Here is a 20128-nt window from a genome sequence, read left to right on the forward strand (position 1 = left end):
AACGCATTAGAAGCTGTTAAAGCTACCAAGTTTAAACGCACTCCCAGAAAGAAACCTACATCAGGATTGAGATACGACAAGCGAACTATGACGCTAAGAGGTAAGCATATTAAAAAGACAAATCGGTACAAGTCTAGGTTCCGCTGTAAAAATTGCGGACACAAAACTCATGCCGATTTGAATGCTGCTAGGAATATTCGCGATGATTATTTTCTCTCCTCTACCCAAAAGACGGAGGAGCAGGGTTCGGTCAATAACCCGGATGTTTCAACCAGTTTCTCTGGTTAGTTACAAGCCCCATCCCAAGAGTGGGTGGGGCGGTTGACGCTTCAGAGTCTTCACGATTTTTTAGTTTCAAAGCAATTTATAGGGCAAAGTTACTCTTATCTTTGGCAAGCACACTTAGTAGAGATGGACTTAGTATCGGACTTGGTAATAGCGCTGGCATACTATTCAATTGCGGCCATGTCCATCTATTTCGTCTGGCACCGCCGGGATGTCCCCTACTCATGGATGTTCGGATTAGAAATCTTCAGAAAAGAATCTCAAAGGCAGGCAGGATGCCTACCCCACAAGAATTTTTGGAGATGTCTATTGTTTGGAGGCTTGATTATCTGTGACGGTACGACGCACATAATGGATGTGTGGATGCTGTGGCATCCTATCTATTGGCTCTCCCTGAGCATAAAAGCTATAACAGCGATCGTTTCTACCTGGATAGCGATCGAATTGATGTCATTGTTGAATAAAGCGCCAGCATTACCCAGATCTGCACAAGTAGAGACAACAAATCCCCAACTGGAGAAAAAGCCTCTCGATCGCCAGGGGGTTGAAGAAAGCAACACCGAATTAGCGACTGCCCTTGAGCGGTTGGAGCAAGAAATTGTCAGCCGCAGGGAAATAGAGAAGTTCCTCTGGCAAAGCGAAGCTTGCAATCAAGCTTTGCTAAGAGCCATACCGGACTTGATGTTTCGCGTCGCCAAAGATGGTACTTATTTAGATTGCCCGGACACAAGAAGCTTCGAGCCATTGATACCTCGCAGCGAGTTGCGAGGTAAAAAAGTTGATGAGGTGCTGCCTCCAGATGTAGCGCAACAGGCAATGCACTCTATAGAACAAGCGTTATCAACGAGCAAGCTGCAAATTTTTGAGTATCGCTTGGCAATTAACGACCGACAACAAGATTTTGAGGCGCGGATCGCGGTAAGCGGTGCGGAGGAAGTGTTGGTTTTGGTGCGAGATATTACCGATCGCAAGCAAACAGAAGCAGCACTGCGAGAAAGTGAAGAACGCTTCCGCAAAATTTTTGAGGAAGGGCCGCTGGGTATGGCTATCTCGAACTCTAATTATCGCTTTCTGAAAGTGAATGCACAGTTTTGTCAAATAGTTGGCTACACTCAGGAGGAATTAACCGCGCTTTCCTATTTCGATATTACTTATCCAGACGATCTTCAGAAAAATATAGAAGTTGTGCAGCAACTGAATAGCGGAAAAATAGCTTTTTTCAGCGTTGAAAAAAGATATGTGAAGAAAGACGGACAGCTTGTCTGGGTGGATTTAACAGTATCTCTGATTCGAGATAGGGATGGAAATTTTCTGCATTATCTGGGAATGGTGCAAGATATCACCGATCGCAAGCTGGCAGAACAAGCGCTACGACAAAGTGAAGAACGATTCCGCACATCGGTTGAGAATATGTTGGACGGTTTTGGTATTTATACTGCTGTTCGCAACGAACAAGGAGAAATTACAGACTTTGTAGTAGAGTATGTCAACGCTGCCGCTTGTGCAAGTAACGGCATAACGAAGGAGGAACAAATTGGCAAGCTGCTTTGTGAAATGTTCCCCGCGCATCGAACAATAGGGCTGTTTGCGGAATACTGCCAAGTTGTGGAAACGGGGAAACCATTAGTCAAAGAATCGCTATATTACGAAGATGCGTTTGCCGATCGACAGTATAAGGGAGCTTTTGATATTCGTGTGGTTAAACTCAGCGATGGTTTTGCGGCTTGTTGGCGCGATATCACCGAACGCAAGCAAGCTGAGCTATTGCTATACAGCCACGAACAACAGTTCAAGGCGTTGGTGGAAAATGCGCCGGATATTATTACTAGATTCGATCGACAATTGCGGCACGTCTATATCAACCCCGTGATAGAACGAGCGGCTGGAGTTTCAGCCAAAACATTTATCGGCAAAACTCATAAAGATTTGGGAATGCCTCCAGAATTAGTCGAGCGATGGCAACAAACCCTACATTGGGTTTTTGAGACGGGTGAGGAGACGATTGACGAATTCGAGTATTCGACACCTTCAGGATCGAGATGGTTTCAATCGCGAATTGTACCGGAATTAATAGTTGATGGTAAAGTTGAATTTGTGCTGGCGATCGCTCGCGATATCACTCTTGCTAAGCAGACAGAGGCAGAAATCAAAGCGAGCGCTCAGCGATTGCTCACGGTGATCGAAACGGTTGGCGAAGGAATCACTCTTAGCGATCGATCCGGGGGATTTGAAATTTTCAATTCCAAAATGGAGGAAATCACAGGTTATACCCAGGCAGAAGCCAACTGTTGCGGCGATTTTTTGGCTGTGTTATATCCCGATCCCTCAGACTACCAGAAGGCGCAAGCTAACCTAGCCGCACTTACCGAACAGGGGGAAGTTCGCAACTTGGAAACCACGATTCAAACCAAAGCGGCAACGCAAAAGACGCTGCTGGTATCTACCACGCTTGTGCAACATCAGCATCAAGTTCTTTTCTTGAGCGTGTATCGCGACATCACAAAACGCAAACAATCAGAGCAAGCGCTGCGAGAGAGCGAAGAGCGATTCCGCCAGTTAGCGGAAAATATAAATCAGATTTTTTGGATGATTTCGCCAAATACACACGAGTTACTTTATGTCAGTCCTGCCTACGAAAAAATTTGGGGTCGCACTCTAGAGAGTTTGTACGAGCGACCGGAATCTTGGTTAGAGATCGTTAGCTCTGAAGATGGGGAGCGCGTAGAAAGCGCCGTTAAGAATAGAATGGTAGCATATCCTTATCTTAACGAAGAGTTTCGCATTGTGCGATCGGATGGGGAGATTCGCTGGATATGGGCTCGTACCTTTCCGATCCGCAACGAAGAAGGAGAAATTTACCGCATTGCCGGAATCGCAGAAGATATCACCGAACGCAAGCGGGCCGAAACAGAAATTTTTTATGCTCTAGCGAAGGAAAAAGAACTCAACGAATTGAAATCCCGCTTTGTTTCTATGACTTCTCATGAATTCCGCACGCCATTAACTACCATCCAATCTGCTGCCGAATTGCTGGAATACTACGGTCATAAATGGACTGAAGAGGAACGACTAGAACAACTGCATTTTATCCAAAGTGCTGTTAAACAAATGACCAATTTATTAAATGATGTTTTAGTTATCGGTAGAGCAGAAGCAGGAGGACTGAACTTTAACCCAGCACCCCTTGACTTAACAAATTTTTGCCGGAATTTGATCGCAGAAATGCAGCTAAGCTATCCTCCCGATCGAAAAATTTTATTTGTGAACAATTACCCAGAGTTTGCCAAGGAAAAGAATACTGATTTGCCCTTATTTGATGAAAACTTGTTGCGGCAAATTCTGGCAAATTTACTTTCTAATGCTATTAAATATTCGCCGCAAGGCAGCCGGATTAAATTTACCCTTAGCTGCGAAAATGGTGAAGCGGTCTTTGAGATTCAAGATCGAGGGATTGGTATTCCGATGGAAGATCGGCCTCGTCTGTTTGAGTTTTTCTATCGAGCTAGCAACGCAGGCAGTGTAGCTGGAACTGGTTTGGGTCTGGCCATTGTAAAAAAATGTGTAGATTTACACGGAGGCCAGATCGCAGTGTATAGTCAACAGGGAGTCGGTACGACATTTAAAGTATATCTGCCTATTCATATCTGACTCGCAGAAAAAAGAGGGAGCAGAAAACAAAAAAATCGTAAATAATGTATGTTGTGATACAAAAAATAAATTTTACTTTTATTTAAGCTTTAAATTTATTAGCAGGAATATATTCTCAATAAACTAATAAGGTAAGGAGTGAATGCAGCTAAACTTAGGAAAATAAAAATGAAAAAGATTCTCGTAATAGAAGACGATCTGCCAGTAAGATCTAACCTGGTCAAACTTCTTGGCGCTGAAGGTTTTGAGGTGATTGGCGCAGACAATGGCATATTGGGAGTGCAGTTAGCACAGACGCATATGCCAGACTTGATTGTATGCGACGTAATGATGTCTAAGCTGGATGGCTACGGCGTACTGACTTTGCTGCGCCAAAACCGCAACACGGCAAAGATTCCGTTCATTTTTCTCAGTGCTAAAGCCGATCGCACGGAGGTACGCCAAGGTATGAATTTGGGAGCGGATGATTATGTAACGAAGCCGTTTACGAGATCGGAATTGTTGGGTGCGATCGCAGCTAGATTGCAAAGGCAGGCAGATATAATATATAACTCTACCGCAGCACAACCGCTGATAGAAGAAGGATTTAATGAGTTAAAAAATAACTTGCATATCGCCTTGGCAAGAGGGGAATTTCAGGCATACTATCAACCCCAGATAGAGCTGCAAACCGGACGCATAATGGGCGCAGAAGTATTGTTACGTTGGCACCATCCAGAAAGGGGGTTTGTTTCTCCTAGAGAATTTATACCCCTAGCAGAAGAAACAGGCTCGATCGTACCTATTGGAGAATGGATTTTAAGCACAGCTTGCAAACAAGCCAGATTGTGGCAGAGCAAACAAAAAGAATGCACCTGCTTTCCGCCTTTCAGGGTAGCTGTCAACCTATCAGCTCGTCAATTTCATCAAGCCAATCTTAGGGACAGAATTGTCCAAATACTAGCAGAAACAGGTCTAGAACCCAGTTATCTGGAATTAGAACTGACAGAAAGTACAATTGTGCAAGATCCACAAGCGGCGATTCAAACATTAAATAGTTTGAAAGAGCTAGGAGTTCAGATATCGATCGATGATTTTGGTACTGGTTATTCTTCATTAAGCTATTTGAAAATATTTCCTCTGGACACGCTCAAAATCGACCAAATATTTGTCCGCAACATTACTAACGATTCTAAAAACGCAGCAATTACTAAAGCAATAATTCAAATGGCTCACAGCTTGAATTTCAAGGCGCTCGCGGAAGGTGTGGAAACAGAAGCAGAGCTAACTTTCCTGTATGAAAATAGGTGCGATGCAGTGCAAGGCTATCTATTCAGTCCACCAGTGTCGGCTGAAAAGTTAGAGGAGTTACTAATTGCCAATAAGCAGCTGTTTCCTCATCCCCAAATACCTCCTTCCCAAAAAGTAGAAAATAATCATTTACTTGGAACTTGTCGATCGGGTGGAATAGGGAATTAGCAATTATAAATAGTAAACTTAATTTTTGGCTTACATTTGAAATATCAAATTTTTAATTGAAAATTTATCCATGTTAAACAAAGTAAAATATATTGCGCTTGTGGCTTTAGTTTTGCAACTTTCTGCCTGCGCTTATCCCCATGTTACCGCTCAATCTCCTCAAAGCCAAACTGTCAATGCTGGCGGCAATCTTTTTGTTAAAGATGAATTGTATTTTGGCTTGTCAAAACCGGGAGGAACAGTTACAGAGATTGAATGGCAGTCGTTTTTGAGTCGGGTAATTACACCCCGTTTTCCGGAAGGATTAACTGTGGTGGATGCCTACGGACAGTACCTCAATAAAAAAAATCAATTGAGTAAAGAGAAGACTAAGTTAGTAATTTTGATTTACGAAGAGAGTCAGGTAAAAAATCGGTCGATCGAAGAGATTATTGCTAAGTACAAGCAGGAATTCCAGCAAGAATCCGTGCTGCGAGTGACTGGTTCGGTCAAAGCATTTTTCTGATAATGTACGGTCAGTTAAAATTATACCTGACAAGACGATCGCATAGTCTATTTTTAACTAAATCTTAACCTTGGCGACCCCGATCGACGGCGATGATTTGGACAGGATATTTTGTATTATTCTTTACCTAAGAGGGCATTATGGAACTGGCGTTAGGGGTAAAGTTGCTAGTTGAAGGTCGATCGGCGATCGCACAAATATTTACCGCGCTCCATGTTACATAAAATTGCAATACTTTACAAATGCGACAGCTGGGGGGAGCCGAAAGGGCTCTGTTGCAAACACTGGTAAGATTCTACAATGAGTGTCACGTCTTTGTTTGATTCAGGAGATTAACAATGCCAGCAGCGGTCGGTATGGTTGAAGTCAAAGGTCTTCCTCCCGCTTTAGCAGTGGCAGACGCGATGGTAAAAGCTGCCCGCGTGACACTGGTCTATGTAGAAAAGGTTAGTAGCGCTCGCTACACAGTTATAGTGCGCGGGGATGTTTCCGAGGTGCAAACTTCTGTTTCTGCTGGTGTGGATTCGGTAGCGCGAGTCAATACCGAAGAGAAGCTACTGCTTTCTTATCATGTGATTGCTCGTCCCCACGAAAATGTGGAGACTGTTTTGCCAATACATTATAGAAGCGCGGTAGAACAGTTTCGATTTTGATGCTGGTAGTTTGGATGGGGGCTAAGCATTGGGAGAACGATCGATCGCCTGAAACTGACTTTCCCTCTCTTGTTGGCGAAAAAAGCAAGTGGTTTTGGTGAGTGAGAATTTTCGATCGCGCCAGTACTTCTCTCATCAATCAACTTTTGCGATCCCCTTAAGTACGGTTACGGCAACTTGCAAGTTTAATCTTATCTATCTGGTATATCATCTGATGTACCAGATTTTCTGTACACTAGGATACATTGGTAAAATTTTTGTTTGGAAGCGATCGCTTTTTTCCCCGATGAAAAACTTTTGCAGGTTAGGTTTGCTTCCCACAATATCCCTTGCGGTTGCATCTGATTCATTCGTTCTGCTGGGGGGTAGGGGAGTAGGGAAGAAAGATGAATAATTTCGATCTAAACTGATTAGAGATGGCTTCAATTAAGAGCATAGTTTGCTTTCACAAATTTTTTACATTTATTTTGCATTCTAAGAACAAAAGTAAATTCAGTGAATTTACGTACTGCAACAAAAATGTAATTAATGATGCAGATTAGTTCAAGTTTTATAAATTTTTAACAAGATATGTTGTGCAGATTAGATTTTTTTGTAATTCGAGAGTAAAAATAAAGTTTTAGTAAAATATCGTTAAAATATACTTGAGAAAGAAGACTAAATGGTATTGAGAACAGATAATTATAAAAAAACGTCGCTAAAATATAGAAGCAAAGGAAAGGGAAGATGGCATCCAAGGCAAAAATTAAAAAATACTCAAACTATTTAGCGCCGGATTCGGTCGATATCTATGTACCTGCGCGTTGTGTTGCCGAGGATAGAGAGATGCGTCAAATGCGAATGGAACTGGAGAAGCTGAAACGGGAGTTAAAAGCCAGCGAAGACCGCTTTCACAATGCGATCGCCAAAAGTGCGGATGGGATAGTTATAGTCAACCAACGAGGAATAGTTTGTTTCGTCAATCCCTGCGCGGAGTCTCTGTTTAACTCAAATGAGGATGAACTTTTAGGTAAAGAATTTTTTGGTTGTCTTGTAGTTGAAGGGACAGCCTGCGAGATGGATACAGAAATTATTCCTAAATTTGGAGAAACAACCACATCTGGGATATGTGTAGTGCAAACCCAAGTTGAACTGATCGGGAAGAACCAAGAAAAACTGCTGGCGGAAATGCGCGTGGTGGAAACGGAATGGGAAGGGGAAGTTGCTTATCTCGTTTCGCTGCGGGACATTACCGATCGCAGACGCACAGAAGAGATGTTACGGTTGTACAGTCGGGCAATGGAAGCTGCCAGTACCGGCATTGTAATTGTGGATGCAACTAAACCAGACAATGCGATCGTTCATTGCAATCCTGCCTTTGAAAGAATTACAGGCTATGGGCGGGAGGAAGTGCTGGGGCGCAATTGCCGATTCTTGCAAGGCGCTGACACTCAAGAAGCTGTTGTGGATAAATTACGCAACGCTTTGCGTACCCAAACTTCCTGCCGGGTTGTAGTTAAAAATTATCGTAAAGATGGAAAGCCTTTTTGGAACGATCTATCAATTTCTCCAGTGCGCGATCGCAATGGAAAATTGACCCATTACATCGGCGTCCAAAACGACATCACCGAACGTATAGAAGTAGAAGAAGCGCTGGCAAACAGCGAAAAGTTATATCGCACCCTTGCTAGTAATTTCCCGAACGGTGCGGTGTTTTTGTTTGACAGAGACTTGCGCTATACCTTGGCGGAAGGAACAGATTTAGAAGCAGTTGGTCTCTCCAAAGAATTATTGGAAGGAAAAACAATTCGGTCAGTGCTGCCGACGGAAATCTGCGACATAATAGAACCCATGTACAGGTCAGCATTAGCGGGAATAACAAATGTTTGCGAAATGTCCTACGGTGGCTATATCTACGATACTCATATTTTGCCGCTTAAAAACGAACAAGATGAGATTTTTGCTGGTATGGTGATGACGCAAAATATTACTAAACGCAAACAAACAGAGTTAGCATTGCGGCAATCGGAAACTAGATTTAGAGAACAAGCCACTGAATTAGAACAAACTTTAAAAGATCTGCAACGCACCCATGCCCAACTCGTTCAGAGTGAAAAAATGTCCAGCTTGGGATTGTTAGTCGCAGGTGTCGCACACGAAATTAACAACCCCGTAAATTTCATCAGCGGCAACTTGAACTACGTCAATCAATATACTCAAGAATTGATATCTTTGGTGAAACTATTTCAAGAGCAATATCCCAATCCAGGAGTGCAAATACAAGAAAAAATAGAGGCGATCGAACTTGATTTTGTGCTAGAGGATTTACCCAAATTAGTCTCTTCTATGAAGATAGGCGTCGATCGCATTTGCCAGATTGTTTTGTCGCTGCGGAACTTTTCGCGGCTTGACGAAGCGGAAATGAAACCGGTTAACCTGCACGAAGGTATTGATAGCACGCTGCTGATTTTGCAAAATCGGCTCAAGTTGAAAGGAGGACATCCCAGTATTGAGGTAATCAAAGAATACGGCAATTTACCTGAAGTAGAGTGTTATGCAGGGCCAATAAATCAGGTATTTATGAATATCATCAGCAATGCGATCGACGCTCTGGAACAGGATAGCAGAGGCGCAGAGGATAAATTTTTAATCCCAAATCCCCAGATTCGCATTCGCACAGAAGTTTTAGAGGACGATCGAGTCATCATAAGACTGGCTGATAACGGCTCTGGCATAAAACCGGAAGTGAGACAAAGAATATTCGATCCATTCTTTACGACAAAACCAGTCGGCAAAGGAACGGGACTGGGTTTATCGATCAGTTACCAAATTATTGTCGAAAAACACGGCGGTGAGTTGGAGTGCAATTCCGAACTGGGACATGGCACCGAGTTTGTTATTAAGATTCCCATTCGTCACCAAAAACCACAATAGACATCTGCTCCAAAAGAATCTCAAAGGGCAGGCAGGATGCCTACCCCACAAGAATTTTTGGAGAGGTCTAATAGATCCCAAGTGGCAGAAAAAAAAATTTGGATTATAATCTAACGCTTGGCTGGAAAAAATAGCGATCGCATCAACGAGGGGGATCTCCCCTCACAGGCAGGCTATGGAATTTCCACAGCCTCGTTACAATCGCTCATAATAAGTAATAAGACTAATTTTATGGGAAATTACCAAACACCGCTCCGAAAAACCACAGATGACTGAAAACCCGAATATAACTGAAAACCCCTTGTTAATTGGCAAAGGATTGCCTCCCTTTGAAACCATTAAGCCAGATCTTGTGGTGCCTGCTTTTGAGAAGCTGCTGGCTAAACTAGATGCAGAACTTACCAACTTGGAAGCACAGGTAGAGCCGACTTGGAGCGGTTTGGTAGAACCACTAGACCGACTGAAAGAAAGCTTAAACTGGAGTTGGGGAGTGGTGAGCCATTTGATGGGCGTCAAGAATAGCCCGGAATTGCGCCAAGCTTACGAAACTGTGCAGCCAAAAGTTGTGCAGTTTTACAATAAGCTCAGCCAAAGCAAACCGCTGTACGATGCTTTTAAGAAACTGGGAGAAAGCGATCGCTCTTATACTTTAGATCCAGCACAACAGCGTATTGTAGAATCAGCGATTAAAGATGCCGAACTTTCCGGCGTCGGTTTGTCAGGCGAACAGAAAGAGCGTTTCAACGCCATTCAACTAGAATTGGCAGAACTTGGCACCAAATTTTCCAACCACGTACTCGACGCCACCAAAGCTTTTAGCTTGACGCTGACAAGCATAGAAGAAGTTGACGGTTTACCTCCCAGTTTACTCAGCTTAGCCGCACAATCTGCGCGTGCTGAGGGTGAAGAAAATGCCACCCCAGAAAATGGCCCTTGGCGCATCACTTTAGATTTACCAAGTTACGGCCCATTTATGCAGCACAGTACCCGTCGCGACTTGCGGGAAAAGTTGTACAAAGCGTTCGTCAGTCGCGCTTCTAGCGGGGAATTGGATAACAAACCGGCGATCGATCGCATCTTGCAATTGCGTAAAGAAAAAGCAGCACTTCTCGGCTTCAACAGCTACGCCGAACTCAGCTTAGCTCGCAAAATGGCTCCTTCAGTAGAAGCAGTAGAAGGTTTGCTAGAAGAACTGCGTCGCGTCAGTTACGATGCAGCTGCCAAAGATTTGGCAGAATTGAAAGCATATGCTGCTGCTAAAAATGTCGCAGAAGCCAACGACTTGAAGCACTGGGATATTAGTTTTTGGGCAGAACGTCAGCGCGAAGAAAAATTTGCCTTCAATGCAGAAGAATTGCGCCCTTACTTCCCACTACCGCAAGTTTTAGATGGATTATTCTCCTTAGCAAAACGGTTATTTGGCGTCACCATCACCCCTGCCGATGGCACTGCACCAGTATGGCATGAAGATGTGCGTTATTTCCAAATTACTGACGAAACTGGTGCCCCCATTGCCTACTTCTATTTAGATCCGTACAGTCGCCCAGCCGAAAAGCGCGGCGGTGCTTGGATGGATGAGTGCATAGTCCGCGCCAAAATAATGGAAAATGGCACTACAACTACTCGTTTGCCAGTAGCTTATTTGGTGTGCAATCAAACTCCTCCAGTCGATGGCAAACCGAGTTTGATGACTTTTGGCGAAGTGGAAACATTGTTCCACGAATTCGGTCACGGCTTGCAACATATGCTCACCAAAGTCGATTATCCCGATGCGTCTGGCATCAATAATATAGAGTGGGATGCAGTGGAATTGCCCAGCCAATTTATGGAGAATTGGTGTTACCATCGGGAAACTTTGTTCGGGATGGCGAAGCATTACGAAACAGGCGAAACGCTGCCAGAACATTATTATCAAAAGCTATTGGCTGCACGCAATTATATGAGCGGTAGCGCTATGTTGCGGCAACTTCACTTTGCGATTGTTGACTTAGAATTGCACCATCGCTATCAACCCGGTGGCGATGAAACTCCTGCCGATGTACGCAGTCGCATTGCCAAAACCACGACAGTGTTAGCACCTTTGCCAGAAGATGCTTTCTTATGTGCGTTTGGGCATATTTTTGCGGGCGGTTATGCAGCGGGTTATTACAGCTACAAGTGGGCAGAAGTTCTCAGCGCCGATGCTTTTTCTGCTTTTGAAGAAGCCGGTTTGGAGGATGAGAAAGCTTTAATTGATACGGGTATCCGTTTCCGCGATACTGTGTTGGCGTTGGGTGGTAGCAAACACCCGATGGATGTGTTTAAATCTTTCCGGGGACGGGAACCGAGTACTGTAGCTTTGCTCAGACATAACGGTTTGGTTGCTGCTTAAAGCGCTGTTTTGGTGAGTCTATAGAAACCCGGTTTCTTGAAGAAACCGGGTTTCTCTTTACGTTATAGTACATGAGTCATCCGAAAAGTTATTTGTGGGAATTAGGGGTTAAGTTTTAACCACAGATGAATACAGATGAACACAGATGAACACAGATAAGAAAGGGATTTTTTTAAGTAACGGATGCGACCGGATATGATATCATTCTCCTGCAAAGCGCTGGAATTCCTGAAACCCTTTATTCTAGATGCTTCTTCCCCTAACCCCTCGCCCCTAGTCCCTAACCCCTAGTTATAATACTATGAAATTTTTCAACTCTTTTTCTGTGTTGGGTGACGATATCGTTAAGATTGTTGTAACTGAGGTTGTGGGAGGCAATCTATGTATATGCTGTGGGGACGGACAGAAAGTTTACGATCGCATTTCAGCAGCTTTCCAAGCAGGTAAGAAAGCGATCGTTTCTTTCTTGGGTGTTAAAGAGACTGTTCCAGCTTTTATGGACACCGCTATTGCACAGTTGTACGAACATTTTACTGAGGAGGAGATCGAGGCTAAATTGAGTGCGATCGATATCGATGCAGATGGTATCGATGATATCAAAAATGCAGTTTACTGGAAAAAGGAATATTTAAAAGACCCGCAGCGATTCAGGGAAGCGGCGCGGAAATCTTTGGGTGATGAGGATGAGTAAGCAAGTCTACCACATTGAATCTTATACATTTAGCGAAACAGATGCTGTGTTGTTTGACGCTAATATTTGGTTGTATATTTATGGGCCACAGCGTCAGGTACATCCGCATCTCAGAGGTACATATACTTTCGCATTTAAGAGAATTATCAGCGCGAATATTCGAGTTTTTATCGACGTGCTGGTGCTGTCTGAATTTATTAATGCTTACTCTAGATTTGTTTACAATAACTTGCCCGCATCTGAGAAGCGATTGAGTTTTAAAAACTTTCGTAATAGTGCTGAATTTAAACCGATCGCAGAAGATATCGCCAAATACACTCGGCGGATTTTGGAAAATTCGGAACGAACAGAGAGCGGTTTTGAAGCTATCTATTTGCGCTCGATCGTGAGCAATTATGCGTCGGGAGAAAAGGATTTCAACGACCAGATATTAGCTGAGTTGTGCAGGACAAAAGGTCTGAAGTTGGTGACGCACGATGCGGATTTTCAGGGTGAAAATTTGACGATTCTCACGGGTAATCAACAATTACTGAGATGATGGGTTTTGAGATGGTGGTGGGGGTGCGATCGCACTGTCCATAATACGCATTCCCAGCGCTCCTAATTTTCAGCTAAAATTATCTTGAATATCAACTCACTCTCGTTAAATATGAATCCCTTAACATCCTTCCATCCTCAGACTGAGAATACCGTCACGCTTGTTGTAACTGAAGTTGTCGGAGATAATCTTTGTATAGCTACAGATGATGCACAAAAAGTATATGAGCAGATTGCAGCAGCTTTTAAGGAAGGTAAAAAAGTAATTCTTTCCTTCAAGGATGCGGAAGATCTCACTTGGCCGTTCCTAGACGATGCAATTGGCCAATTGTACAAATTTTTCCCTGAAGAACAGATCCAAAGTTCACTCAGCTTTGTCGATATCACTCCCGATGATTTGGAATTCATCGAAGATGTAGTTTACTGGGTAAAGGAGTATTTGAAAAATCCGCAGCGCTTCAAAGAAGCAGCACGGGAATTCCTGGGGGATGAAGATGAGTAAACAAATCTACAGTATCGATAGTTACAGATTTACTGAGGCTGATGCTGTGTTATTTGATGCCAATATCTGGCTGTATCTTTACAGCCCGCAAGGTAAACTATATCCAAGAGTCAGAAGCATATATAATTTGGCATTTAGGCGCATTCGCGGTGAAAAATGTCCTATCTTTGTCGATGTACTTGTGCTTTCGGAATTCATTAACGCCTACGCTCGATTTGTTTATAACGACTTGCCTGAAGGGGTGAAACCAGCTAACTTCAAAAGCTTTCGGAATAGTGCTGACTTCAAACCTGTTGCCGAAGATATAGCCAAATACACTCGCAGGATACTAGAAAAATCTCAGCGAACTGAGATCGGTTTTCAGTCACTGGATTTGAGTGCGATAATGAGGGATTACGCAACTGGAGAGAAGGATTTCAACGACCAGATACTAGCTGAGTTGTGCAGGACAAAAGGACTGAAGTTGGTGACGCACGATGCGGATTTTCAGGGTGAAGATTTGACGATTATTACGGGTAATCAACAGTTACTGAGATGAGCGGTTTTGGAGATGGTGATGGGGGTGCGATCGCACTCATTCATTCATTTATAATAAAGTAAAGATTGGCAGGTTTCAATCCTTATATGCAAACACCCCAAACCGAACAAACAACAGAAAGCTCGATCTTAAACCTCTATGAAACCGACTTCTATGCTTGGACTCAGCAACAGAGTGATTTACTTCGTCATCAGCAATGGAGTCAGTTGGATCTACCGAATTTAATTGAGGAGATTGAATCTTTAGGAAAACAACAACGTGCGGAATTACGAAATCGCTTGAGTATTTTGATTGGGCATTTGCTGAAATGGGAATATCAAGTATCGAAACGCAGCCGTAGTTGGTTGAATACAATTCGCGTTCAGCGTATCGATGTATTACAGTTGCTCAAAGAAAATCCGAGCCTTAAATCTTATCTAGAAGAAGCTCTCCACATAGCCTATACTAAAGGAATGGCATTAGCTGCGGGAGAAACAAACCTGCCGTTAAAGACATTTCCAGAAAATTGCCCTTATAGTTTAGAGGAGATTTTGAGCGATCGCTTTTATCCAGGTGAAGTTGCGGCGGATGAGTTAATGGAATAAGGGCGATCGAGCATTGTAGTAGCACAGCACGATCGATAAGTCGTTATAAATAAAAAATTTTATTATCTTCCAAATCAGTAGAATTGACCGTAAATAACCCAAAATTATTCATCTACACACGCGAATTTGAGGAATTATTACAAACCAATTTTCCAGAATATATCCTGTGATCTCGTCTATTTTGAGGTGTCGGTAAATGCTTTTAACTGTCACCTCACCAGGCTGAAACTGAAATTGATTAATTTTAATTTCTTTTTTCCTTAATGTCTCAGTTCCGCCTCTTGATAGGTTGCCTATTTCCTCACCCTGCTGTGTAATAATTACCCAACTATTCCCATACTTGTTAACTTTCATCTGAAGTGGATCGCCTTCCCGCAGAGTTTTGATGATTTCCTGCTGGTTAGCATTAACCCGATCACCTAAATTCACATCTCTGGGAGTCAGATCTATATAGAGCATCTGTTCGGGTAAATTAGCACTCGGCAAATTTATTTTTTGGTTAATGACACCTGTTTCCTCGGTAAATTGGCTTGAATTAGTTGAGCATAACACCAGTTCTTCTTTAGCTCTAGTCATGGCAACATAAAAAAGCCTCCGTTTTGATTCAATTTCATTGGAAGCTGTACTAAAGCGATCTGTTAGTAAGACTACTTTACGAAACTGTAGTCCCTTAGCACCATGACAACTGGTAAATAGGACAGCATTTTCGTCTAAGAATACCTCACTTTTATTGAACTCACGCAAAGCCATGATAATTTGAGTAGAGTTGATTGGTAATGCCTCATTTTCCGAACCATATCCTCGTTCTAAATCTAAGTCGCTAGCAATCTTTAACAGAGTTTTTACAGTGGGTTCTTCTCGGCTACGATTCCAATCTGTAAAGCAGCGTTCAAACCAATCTTTGACCGATTCCTGCGAAGATAAAATTGGAGATTGCTGGTTTAATTCGTCAATAAGCTGACAAGTTAGTCTATTCCGAACTAGCTTGATGTCACCTCCCTTTAAAACATAAGTAGGAATATCTTGTCTTTCTAAGAGCAGACGAATAGGGCTTAAACTATCCCAATGATGAGCCAAAACAGCAATATCGTTAGCAGCGATTCCTTCTTGAATCCAAGACTGAATTTTCTGTGTCACCCAGGCGGCTTGACATAAGGCATCGCGGAAAGTAAAGCTGGAAACAGGTAATCCCCCCTGACCTTCGCGTTGAGAGTTAATCCGCACTTGCTCATCAGGTTTCTGCTTACAACGGTTAGAGTTATGGCGGATCAGATTATTGGCAGCTTCGATAATAGGTTCAGTCGAGCGGTAATTTTCTGTGAGTAGAAAGCGTTTAGCCTGATATTCATCTACAAACTGTTGGATGTATTTAACGCTAGTATTCCTGAACTCATACAAATTCTGGTCATCATCACCAATTACGCAAAGATTGATTTGAACCGATCGCGATTCATCTTCAGAGTCACCAAGTCCTGCAATTAGTTTAATCAAGCGGTACTCATCCTCAGCTACATCTTGGTATTCATCAACAAATATATATTCGACATTACCTAATAGTTGAATCCGTCGAGCCTTGGTATCCTCATCATCTGACTCGTCTCCCTTCTCGATCAAATCACAAGCTTCCTTTAGCAGCTTTTGAAAATCTTCATCCTTGGAAAGTCTTTCCTGACCTTGGGTGTAACCTAAAAGAGCTAATGCTAATCCGTGAAAAGTATATACGCGCAGTCGGGAGGCGATCGCACCTACAAGATCTTGCAATCGCGATCGCAATTCTCTCACGGCATTGCGGTTATATGCTAATACCAATATGCGGTCAGGATCTACTCTTTTCACCTTTACTAAATAAGCAATGCGGCGAACGATCGTCCAAGTTTTACCAGAACCAGGGCCAGCTATTACTAATATTGCTGGGTCTTCAGCTAGGACAATTTCTGTTTGAGCCGAGTTTAAATCCCCCATAATGCGGGTGTAGTCACTCTGAGTTACCGGACGTTTGGCAGCTTCGGTAGAAAGGTCAGGGTAGGTCTTATTAAATTCTTTTTCCGATAGGCGAAAATAATCTTCAACTAATTTCAGGCGAGCCGTTGGTTCTTGAGTTTTGCCGTATTTCAGCATAATCTGAGTCCGGCGATTCTGCTCATCATAATAAGCTTTGATTTTGCGATATCCACTACTAATGCTTGTTTCTTTTCCCCCTTTAATGACTCGGATTTTAAGGGCTTGATGAAAGAGATTCGCCGCTTCTGTTATTCTGATAATCTTTCGCTGATGCAGCCAAAGCAATACTGCTGATAATTCATCCTCAGATGTATAGCGGGGATATGTTTGCTGATTCACATCGTTTAGCAGTTGTTCTAATTCATATTCCACACGCAGACGAGCGCCTTTGTGTTCTAATAATTTCTTGTATAGAACTTCTATGATTGCGCTGGCTAAATCTCTGTGAGCGTCTAATTTTTCTAAAACAACCTCTATTTTATCTAGGCGCAACAAGTCGCGGTTTAGTCTATTCAGGCCAACCCATTTCTGAGACAACCAACCTTCTAAAATATCCATTAAGGTGGTGGCGCGAATTTTTTTACTGCGATCGGGATCTAGGCGAGAAGCCAAACTTCGCAAATTCACTTGAATAGTTTGCCGTTCTCCTTGAATTTCCAGCAGTGCATCCAACAGTTTATCTTCTCGATCGCAAAGGCGATCGTAATTTGTACGAGCATCCCCTTTCACTTCTTTTGTCACCAGGAAACTTAGGGGTATTTTGGCTGAGCAAACGCCTGCTCGTTCTAGTTCTCTTATTCGGCGAGGTAATTCTTTTGGATCGATGCCAGACTCATCACTCAATTGCTCAAGCAAGACTGGTTCATCCTGCTGACTGTAATAGGCTTTAGCCAAGTGCATCGCGGCAATTAGCTTTTTGAATAATTCGCTCTGATTTTTCGGGAGATTTTTCCCTTGGATGTACTGTTCAAACTTATGCTGAGATTCATCATAAGTTTTGTCAACCAGTTCAAATTGAACGTAAGCAGATAAATTTTCTGCCCGTTCTACCAAGCCAAAATTTTCTAGATATTGGATAGCCACCTTAATTTTGATGTCTCGCAATTGGTGGTCTGTGGAAAATTCTTCATCCAAATCGCTAGTCTGAAAAATTTCATTGAGTGTAACTGAGAACCAATCCTCTGATGCTCCGCCGTGAATGCGATCGCGAATGTTCCTAATCGAAATAAAAATATTTTTCAGGTCTATTTCAGTCAGTTGATTGTGACTTTGGAGCGAAAAGATCGTATCAGCATCATTTTCATCAAACAGAAGAGTACAGATTGCTGGTTTCCCATCACGCCCAGCGCGTCCTGTCTCTTGAATGTAACCTTCCAAATTCGCGCTTATTGTATGGTGAATCACCGCCCTTACATCCTGGCGATTAATTCCCATTCCAAAAGCGCAGGTAGCAACTACTACGTTTAACTCGCCTGTTTTGAATGTTTCTAAAACTTCCTGTTTTTCAGTTTTCCCTAAAAGTCCGTGGTAATATTTAGCGTCGATATTTTGGCTGTTGAGTAAGTAAGCTAATTTTTCAGCATTCTTGCGAGTTGTGGTGTAGACCAAAACGCATCCCCCCTGACTGAGAGAGTTTTGAACTTCCTTAATCAAAAGTCGTTCTTTGTTATCGCTGACAGGAATAACTTTATATTCTAGATTTTTTCTGGTATTAGATTCAGAAATGAGGCTACCAATTTCTAGATTGTGTTCGGCAAACAGTTTTCTGATATCTTCTTGCACTGTAGTCCTTGCTGTTGCCGTCATTAACGCCAGTAGAGGGAGCGGCTTTTTTTGATATAGCTCTTTAATAAACTTGGGAATATAGCGATAATCTGGCCTAAAATCATGTCCCCACTGACTCATACAATGGGCTTCATCAATTACCCAAAACGATGGTGAACGCGCTTGTAACAATGCTCGAATGCTGGGCGATCTTAGTTGCTCTGGACTAATATAAAGCAAGCCATAAGTACCAGACCATAGTTGCTTCAACCGCTGGGAACGCTCCTGCACAGAGAGATTACCATTGATGAAAGTGCAGAAGTCAAGACCTTGGTTTTCTAAGTCTTTCACTTGGTCTGCCATTAGCGCTTGTAGGGGAGAAATTACGACTGTCAAAGCTTGTTGTCTTTCAAACAGCATCAAAGCTGGAATTTGGTAGCAAAGAGATTTTCCTCCTCCGGTCGGCATAATAACCAATGGTCGCTGACCGCGTAAGATAGCTTTGACAGCTTCCTCTTGTTTGCCTCTAAAATTTTCAATGCTAAAGCGATTTAGGCAGCTATTATAATCGGGCAGCAGTTTTGCCCCGTCCCATATTTCTTGAAATCCCGGTAAATGGGTTAGCCAACCTGAAAATACCCGTTCTGATTCAGTGATATGGATCTCATAACTTCCAGCAATCAAAGCTGCTATACACAAACGGCTATCAAAATCTCTGTTAGCTGCTTCTGACCAGAATTGTTGTAAATAAGAATAGTCGAAATCACCGATCGCTTCTTTTGGCATTTCTGCCAAATTTGGAGCTTCTTTAACTTCTAACCCTAAAATTTTGAAGAATTGTTTATATGCTCGATCGGCTTCTTCTGTTCCACAAGTTAGCAACCAAATATATGTCTGCTGAAGTGCTGGCGGTTTTTCAAGTAGTTCTTCTACAATTCGATGTAATAGTTGCTTGGTAGCACGAGCATCTTCTAGGGGATTATTAACTGCAAATTCACTCTGCTTGTAATCTTTGCTCAGTTTGTGCGATCGCTCAAGCGGGAAAGCTAAAGTTGATAACTCCAGGGTATCGATAACTGACCAAGGATGCAATTCTGGTTTGTTCTTTAGATAGGAGTAGTCAAACCGCCGGAAGTTATGACCGCAAATTGACAAACCACTTTGTTTCAATTCAATTAAACTTTTATAGGCAGGCTCTAAATTTTCGCTCGAAATATCTTCTGTTTTGCTGCTATGCCAACCTATACTATATATATTGCCCTGAGAGTTTACTTCCAAATCCACATATAAATAAGCTGAATCCACAATTGCTTCCAGGTTAGCAATTGTCTGTGGTTGGTCTAACTGTTCCTCTAGTTCGACTTCCTGTTCCCAGGCTACATCAAAAGTTTCGCTCTGTTTCCCGTAAAGCTTGACTTTGGTAAGATTTTTGATTTCTAATCCTATCACCTCTGTTAAAAAGAAATCAACTATAATTTGCCGATCTGGGACTTCCGCTGATTCCAGCATCACCTGTAAGCAACCATCTTTGAGGATAATCTTGGCAGTGATGCCTTTGGGTTGCAACTTGCGATTCATCAGGGAAGCGATCGCACTTGCATCTCCCTGCTTGGCAAGTTCCAGAAGATTCGGCTGTGTCATAACTGGCAGAGTGGAGGAGCTATATCATAAATTAATG

13 protein-coding genes are annotated in these 20128 nt (G+C 42.7%); 12 read left to right on the forward strand and 1 reads right to left on the reverse strand.

The features are described 5' to 3' along the window. The 12 genes from H6G03_RS26145 to H6G03_RS26200 all read left to right on the forward strand — a co-directional run. Positions 1-288, forward strand: a 288-nt coding sequence (locus H6G03_RS26145) for a zinc ribbon domain-containing protein (RefSeq protein WP_190470874.1), incomplete at its 5' end; no start/stop codon positions are given. Positions 289-411: 123 nt separating this feature from the next. Next, positions 412-3933, forward strand: a complete 3522-nt coding sequence (locus tag H6G03_RS26150) for a PAS domain S-box protein (protein ID WP_190470878.1) — start codon at positions 412-414, stop codon at positions 3931-3933. Positions 3934-4101: 168 nt separating this feature from the next. Further along, positions 4102-5391, forward strand: coding sequence for an EAL domain-containing response regulator (locus tag H6G03_RS26155; RefSeq protein WP_190470881.1), 1290 nt, complete (start codon positions 4102-4104; stop codon positions 5389-5391). A gap of 70 nt (positions 5392-5461) precedes the next feature. Continuing rightward, positions 5462-5896, forward strand: a complete 435-nt coding sequence (locus H6G03_RS26160) for a DUF3574 domain-containing protein (RefSeq protein WP_190470882.1) — start codon at positions 5462-5464, stop codon at positions 5894-5896. Between the two features lie 338 nt (positions 5897-6234). Then, positions 6235-6549, forward strand: a complete 315-nt coding sequence (locus H6G03_RS26165) for a carbon dioxide-concentrating mechanism protein CcmK (RefSeq protein WP_190470886.1) — start codon at positions 6235-6237, stop codon at positions 6547-6549. Positions 6550-7275: 726 nt separating this feature from the next. After that, positions 7276-9462 (forward strand): PAS domain S-box protein, encoded by a 2187-nt coding sequence (locus H6G03_RS26170; RefSeq protein WP_199315493.1) that lies wholly within the window; start codon positions 7276-7278, stop codon positions 9460-9462. Positions 9463-9730: 268 nt separating this feature from the next. Beyond that, the gene (locus tag H6G03_RS26175; protein ID WP_190470889.1) at positions 9731-11833 is read left to right on the forward strand and encodes a M3 family metallopeptidase; all 2103 of its coding nucleotides are present in this window, start codon (positions 9731-9733) and stop codon (positions 11831-11833) included. Between the two features lie 301 nt (positions 11834-12134). After that, a complete protein-coding gene (locus H6G03_RS26180; protein WP_190470892.1) occupies positions 12135-12524 on the forward strand; it encodes an STAS-like domain-containing protein in 390 nt (129 codons plus the stop codon). Continuing rightward, a complete protein-coding gene (locus H6G03_RS26185) occupies positions 12517-13062 on the forward strand; it encodes a type II toxin-antitoxin system VapC family toxin (protein WP_190470895.1) in 546 nt (181 codons plus the stop codon). The genes H6G03_RS26180 and H6G03_RS26185 overlap by 8 nt, the downstream gene beginning before the upstream one ends. Before the next feature lie 111 nt (positions 13063-13173). Continuing rightward, positions 13174-13563 (forward strand): STAS-like domain-containing protein, encoded by a 390-nt coding sequence (locus H6G03_RS26190; protein ID WP_190470901.1) that lies wholly within the window; start codon positions 13174-13176, stop codon positions 13561-13563. Beyond that, complete coding sequence (locus H6G03_RS26195) at positions 13556-14101, forward strand: type II toxin-antitoxin system VapC family toxin (protein ID WP_190470903.1); 546 nt, start codon at positions 13556-13558, stop codon at positions 14099-14101. Before H6G03_RS26190 ends, H6G03_RS26195 begins: the two co-directional genes overlap by 8 nt. An 86-nt stretch (positions 14102-14187) precedes the next feature. Then, entirely contained in the window at positions 14188-14685 is a 498-nt protein-coding gene (locus H6G03_RS26200) for a DUF29 domain-containing protein (RefSeq protein WP_190470906.1), read from the forward strand. Positions 14686-14793: 108 nt separating this feature from the next. On the opposite strand, the gene H6G03_RS26205 is transcribed toward H6G03_RS26200, so the two are convergent. Next, positions 14794-20091 (reverse strand): RecQ family ATP-dependent DNA helicase, encoded by a 5298-nt coding sequence (locus tag H6G03_RS26205; protein ID WP_190470909.1) that lies wholly within the window; start codon positions 20089-20091, stop codon positions 14794-14796. Positions 20092-20128: the final 37 nt, after the last annotated feature.

The organism is Aerosakkonema funiforme FACHB-1375, assembly GCF_014696265.1.
In the GTDB taxonomy this organism is placed as follows: domain Bacteria; phylum Cyanobacteriota; class Cyanobacteriia; order Cyanobacteriales; family Aerosakkonemataceae; genus Aerosakkonema; species Aerosakkonema funiforme_A.